This is a genomic window from Hydrogenophaga sp. 70-12 (assembly GCF_001897365.1).
Taxonomy (GTDB): domain Bacteria; phylum Pseudomonadota; class Gammaproteobacteria; order Burkholderiales; family Burkholderiaceae_C; genus Hydrogenophaga; species Hydrogenophaga borbori.
This window is the reverse complement of record NZ_MKSS01000004.1, coordinates 1-4,568: the sequence shown is the minus strand read 5'-3', so window position 1 is coordinate 4,568 and position 4,568 is coordinate 1. Positions and strand designations below refer to the sequence as shown.

Below are 4,568 nucleotides of genomic sequence, written 5' to 3'. Positions count from 1 at the left end.
CACCACGGCCACGCCCAGGCCGGCGCCCGGCGCGGGGGCCTCGCCCCGCTCCAGGCTGGCGGCCAGCGGCCCCGGCAGGCCCGCGCCCTCGTCGGCCACCTCCAGCCACAGGTGGTTCTCGCGCGGCTCGCAGCGCAGCGTCACGCGCGCGCCCTCCACCGAGGCCTGGATGGCGTTGAGCAGCAGGTTCAGCAGCACCTGGCGCACCTCGCCACCGGCCAGCGGCACGGCCTCGCTCAGGCGGGATTCGAGCACCAGCGCCACGCCCACGCGGCGCGCCTGCGGCGCCAGCAGGCGCTGCACGTCCTGCAGGTCGCGCGGACCGAAGGCGGGCTCCTCCGCGCTGGGGCGGTGCGTGGCCAGGGTGGCGTCGACCACGCCGCCGATCGCGTGCAGGCCGCGTTCCATGAAGTCCAGCGCTTCGGCGCGCGCCTCGGGGCGCTCGCCGAAGCGGCGCAGCGTGTCGACGGCGGTGAGCACGCCGGCCAGCGGGTTGCGCACCTCGTGCGCCAGCGTGGCCGACAGGCGGCCCAGCACGGCCTCGCGCTCCTGCTCGGCCAGGCGCGCGATCAGGGCCTCGCGCTCGCGCGCGGCGCCGGCCATGCGGTTGTAGGCGCGCAGCAGCCGCGCGTTCTCGCCGTCGTGGGGCGGGATGAGTGCCTCGGCCACCGGCTCGGGCCCGGCCTCGCCGGTGCGCTGCAGGTGGCGCGTGAGCAGGTCCAGCGGGCGCTGCAGCCGGCGCATCACCAGCACCCCCAGCAGCGCGCAGACCCCGCCCAGGCCCAGGTTGAACACCACCACGCGCCACCACAGGCGCTGGCGCTCGGCCACGTAGTCGGCCAAGTCCAGGTTGGCCACGACGGTGAGCGCGCCGGCGCGTTCGCCGGCCAACAGGCGGTCGTCGCTGAGCGGGCGCCACACCCAGTAACTGCCGTCGTTCGTATCGATCTTGTCGCCGCGCGCGCGCTCGGCGATGGCCCCGGGCAGCGGCGCCTCGGGCAGGCCCACGCGGTCGGCGCGTGCCAGGGTGCGGCCGCCCGTGTCGAGCAGAAACAGGTGTCGGTCCACCAGGCCCTGGTGCATGCGCAGGGCTTCGTCGAGCGCGCGCTGGATGCCGGGTGCGTCGTTGGCGATCGCCGGCGGCAGCAGCGCGGCGGCCAGGCCATCGAGGTAGATCTGTCCGGTGCGCTCGATCTGGCGCTCCACCTGGCGCAGCAGGCCCTGCATGGCGATCTGCGTGGTGCCCAGCGCCGTCACCAGGATGACGGCGACGACCGCGAGGGACAGGCGCGCGGTCATGGGCAGGCGGTGGATCCAGCGGGTCATGGGCGATCGGGGCATGGGGCCCCCGATCGTAGGCCCGCGCTCAGCGCAGCACGCGCGGCGGCCGCAGGCCGGGCAGGTCGAGGCGGCTGGCCACGTCCACGCGCAGGTCCAGCACGCCCTGGTCGAACCAGCCCTCGGCGGCCACCGTGAGCACGGTGGCGTCGTCGCAGCAGGCGCGCAGCACGGCGCGCGGCCGGCCCTCCTCCAGCCGCGCCGACCAGGCCAGGCCGCTGGCGCGGGCGGCGGATTCGAAGCGCTCGATCACGTCGGCCGCCGCCTGGCGGGCCTGGGCGATGCGGTGCTCGCGCAGACGCTGCGCGTGCCAGCCCGCGCCGATCGGCACCGGCCCCACGTTCTGCAGGCGCGGCAGATCGATCACCGCCACGCCGCACAGCTCGGCGCCATGGCGCCGCGCCAGGGCCACCGCCTGCGCGATGGCGGCGTCGATGTGCGGCCCGGCGGCCAGCGCCAGCACCACGCGCCGGACCGGTGCCGCGTCCGCGGGGGCGTGCTCGTCCAGGCCGCTGCGCGGCAGCACGCCGCGCAGCGCGTCCTCGCGCGTGCCGCGCCATAGCGGTACGCCGCTCACGTAGCCCGCGCGGCCGATGAGGTGGCCCGCCACCGGCGTGGTGAGCAGCAGGAACAGCACCGCCAGCGCGGCCTTGACCCAGGTTGCCGTGTCGCCCTGCAGCGCCGCCACGCCCAGCAGCACCAGGCCGCTGCCGGCCACGCCAGCCTTGGTGGCCGCGTGCATGCGCATGAAGAAGTCGGGCAGGCGCAGCACGCCCAGCGCCGCGAGCAGGCACAACAGCGCGCCGCCCAGCAGCAGCGCCGATCCGATCCACCCGCTCATGGCCGTTCCTCCCCGGTGGGCCGCGCGGCGCGCGCGATGAAACCGGCGAAGGCCACGGTGGCCAGGAAGCCCACCAGCGCCACGCCCAGGGCGATGTCCACGAAGGCCGGCGCGTCCGCCACCAGCGCGGCCAGCCCGGCGGCGGCCACGCCGATCAGGCCCAGCATGTCCAGCGCGATCACGCGGTCGGCGGCGGCCGGTCCGCGCACGATGCGCACGCCCGCGGCCAGCACCGCTCCCGCCAGCAGCAGCGCGCTGAGCGTCAGCACGCCATCGAACAGGGTGGGGTTCATTCCAGGCACTCCTTCACGCGGCGCTCGAAGCCGCTCTGGATTTGCGCGACGGTGTCGTCGCTCAGGTTCATGGCGTGCACGTAGAGCACGCCCCTGTCCTCGGACAGGTGCAGGCTGGTGGTGCCCGGCGTGAGCGTCACCAGGTTGGCCAGCAGCGCGATGGCGGTGTCGCCCTGCAGGCTCAGCGGTACGGCGACGATGCCGCTGCACTGCACGCGCGAAGGGCGCAGCACGGCGCGCAGCACGTCGTGCACCGACAGCGTGAGTTCGCGCGCGAACAGGCCGGCCAGCACCAGCCAGGCGCGCGCGCGGCGCAGCAGAGGTTTCATGGGGCGGCTCCTTCGGGCAAGGGGGGCAAGAGGGGCGGGAGGGCCGGGGCGGGCGCGGCGGCGCCCAACACGGCCTGCACATAGGCCTCGCGGCCCAGCATCTGCTCGGCCGCGCGCAGGGAGAAGTCGACGAAGGGCTCGGTCCACAGGCCGATCGTCAGCGTGAGGGCGGCCAGCGTGGCGATGGGCAGCAGCATCACCGCGCGCGCCGCACCGCGCGCGCGCCACTCGCCCGCGGCGCGCATCGACAGCTCGCTCGGCGCCTTCCAGAAGGCCTCGTTCCAGATCTTCAGCATGGAGTACAGCGTGAGCGCGCCCACCACCAGCGCCACCACGGCCAGCGCCACGTGGCCGGCCTCCAGGCTGGCGCGGATGACCAGGAACTTGGCCCAGAAGCCGGACAGCGGCGGCAGCCCCGCGAGCGACAGCGCGGGCACCACGAACAGCAGGGCCAGCAGCGGCGCGCTGCGGTGCAGGCCGCCGATGCGCTTGAGTTCGTACGAGCCGCCGGCCAGGCGGATCGCGCCCGCGATCAGGAACAGGTTGGCCTTCACCACGATGTGGTGCAGCACATAGAGCACCGCGCCCGCGATCGCCAGCGGCGTGGCCACGGCCAGGCCCACCAGCATGTAGCCGATCTGGCTGATGATGTGAAAGGACAGGATGCGCCGCACGTCGTAGTGCGCCGCCGCGCCCAGCACGCCCGTGACCATGGTCAGCGCGGCCAGCGCGCCCACGATGGGACCGATGAAGTCCAGCGTGCCGCCGAACACCAGCGTGAAGCAGCGCAGGATGGCGTACACGCCCACCTTGGTGAGCAGGGCCGCGAAGATCGCCACCACCGGCGCGCTGGCCGTGTGGTACGCGGCCGGCAGCCAGAAGAACAGCGGGAACACCGCCGCCTTGGCGCCGAAGGCCAGCAGGAACAGCAGCGCCAGCGTGGCCACCAGGCCCTGGTTCGGCACCTCGGGCAGGGCCAGCGACAGGTCCGCCATGTTGAGCGTGCCGGTGAGGCCATAGAGCAGGCCCACGCCCAGCAGGAACAGCGTGGTGACCAGCAGGTTGAGCACCACGTACTTCACGCCCGCGTCGAGCTGCGCGCGCGTGCCGCCCTGCACCAGCAGCCCGAAGGACGCGATCAGCATGATCTCGAACCACACGTAGAGGTTGAAGATGTCGCCCGTGAGGAAGGCGCCGGTGACGCCCAGCAGCAGGCCGTGGTACAGCGGGTGGAACCAGGCCCTTTCGCGTTCCCTGGCGCCGCTGGCCAGCGCGTAGACCGACACCGCCACGGCCATGAGGCCGGTGATGACCACCATGGCGGCGGCGAAGCGGTCGGCCACGAAGCTGATGCCGAAGGGCGCGGCCCAGCTGCCGAACTGGGTGGCGAGCACGGTGCCGTCGAGCACGGCGCGCAGCAGCAGTCCGCTGGCGATCAGCAGGCCGGCGCTGCCCAGCAGGCTGATGGCGCGTTGCAACGCGGGCCTGGACTGCAGCAGGGCGCACAGGGCCAGCGTGGCCAGGGGCACGGCCACGGGCAGGGTGAGCAGCAGGTGCGGCGTCACTGGACGAGCCCCTGTGGTGCGGCGGCGCGCGCGGGCGTGTCCTCGGCGCGCGGCTCGGCCTCGCGCATGGCGTCGGGGTCCAGGGTGCCGAGGGCGCGGTGGGCGCGCTCGAACAGCACCACGGTGAAGGCGACGAGCGAGAAGGAGATGACGATGGCGGTGAGGATCAGCGCCTGCGGCAGCGGGTTGGCGCTGGTGGCCA

Annotated in this window: 6 protein-coding genes; all 6 read right to left on the bottom strand. The window is 74.3% G+C overall.

Annotation, left to right across the window (positions count from 1 at the left end):
- Positions 1-1,326: sensor histidine kinase (locus tag BGO22_RS00260; RefSeq protein WP_286848226.1), on the bottom strand; the 1,326-nt coding region annotated here is incomplete at its 3' end.
- A gap of 40 nt (positions 1,327-1,366) precedes the next feature.
- Entirely contained in the window at positions 1,367-2,179 is an 813-nt protein-coding gene (gene mnhG / locus BGO22_RS00255; RefSeq protein ID WP_286848225.1) for a monovalent cation/H(+) antiporter subunit G, read from the bottom strand.
- Positions 2,176-2,472, bottom strand: a complete 297-nt coding sequence (locus tag BGO22_RS00250; protein WP_070399617.1) for an MrpF/PhaF family protein — start codon at positions 2,470-2,472, stop codon at positions 2,176-2,178. Before BGO22_RS00250 ends, mnhG begins: the two co-directional genes overlap by 4 nt.
- Positions 2,469-2,801, bottom strand: a complete 333-nt coding sequence (locus BGO22_RS00245) for a Na+/H+ antiporter subunit E (protein WP_286848222.1) — start codon at positions 2,799-2,801, stop codon at positions 2,469-2,471. The genes BGO22_RS00250 and BGO22_RS00245 overlap by 4 nt, the downstream gene beginning before the upstream one ends.
- Entirely contained in the window at positions 2,798-4,366 is a 1,569-nt protein-coding gene (locus tag BGO22_RS00240) for a proton-conducting transporter transmembrane domain-containing protein (protein WP_286848221.1), read from the bottom strand. Before BGO22_RS00240 ends, BGO22_RS00245 begins: the two co-directional genes overlap by 4 nt.
- A partial coding sequence (locus BGO22_RS00235) for an NADH-quinone oxidoreductase subunit K (protein ID WP_286848220.1) occupies positions 4,363-4,568 on the bottom strand: 206 nt, incomplete at its 5' end. The genes BGO22_RS00235 and BGO22_RS00240, both read right to left, overlap by 4 nt.

Excerpts from the sequence above, each read along its gene's own strand:
- mnhG (WP_286848225.1), bottom strand. The coding sequence starts at position 2,179 with ATGAGCGGGTGGATCGGATCGGCGCTGCTGCTGGGCGGCGCGCTGTTG.
- BGO22_RS00250 (WP_070399617.1), bottom strand. The coding sequence starts at position 2,472 with ATGAACCCCACCCTGTTCGATGGCGTGCTGACGCTCAGCGCGCTGCTG.
- BGO22_RS00245 (WP_286848222.1), bottom strand. The coding sequence starts at position 2,801 with ATGAAACCTCTGCTGCGCCGCGCGCGCGCCTGGCTGGTGCTGGCCGGC.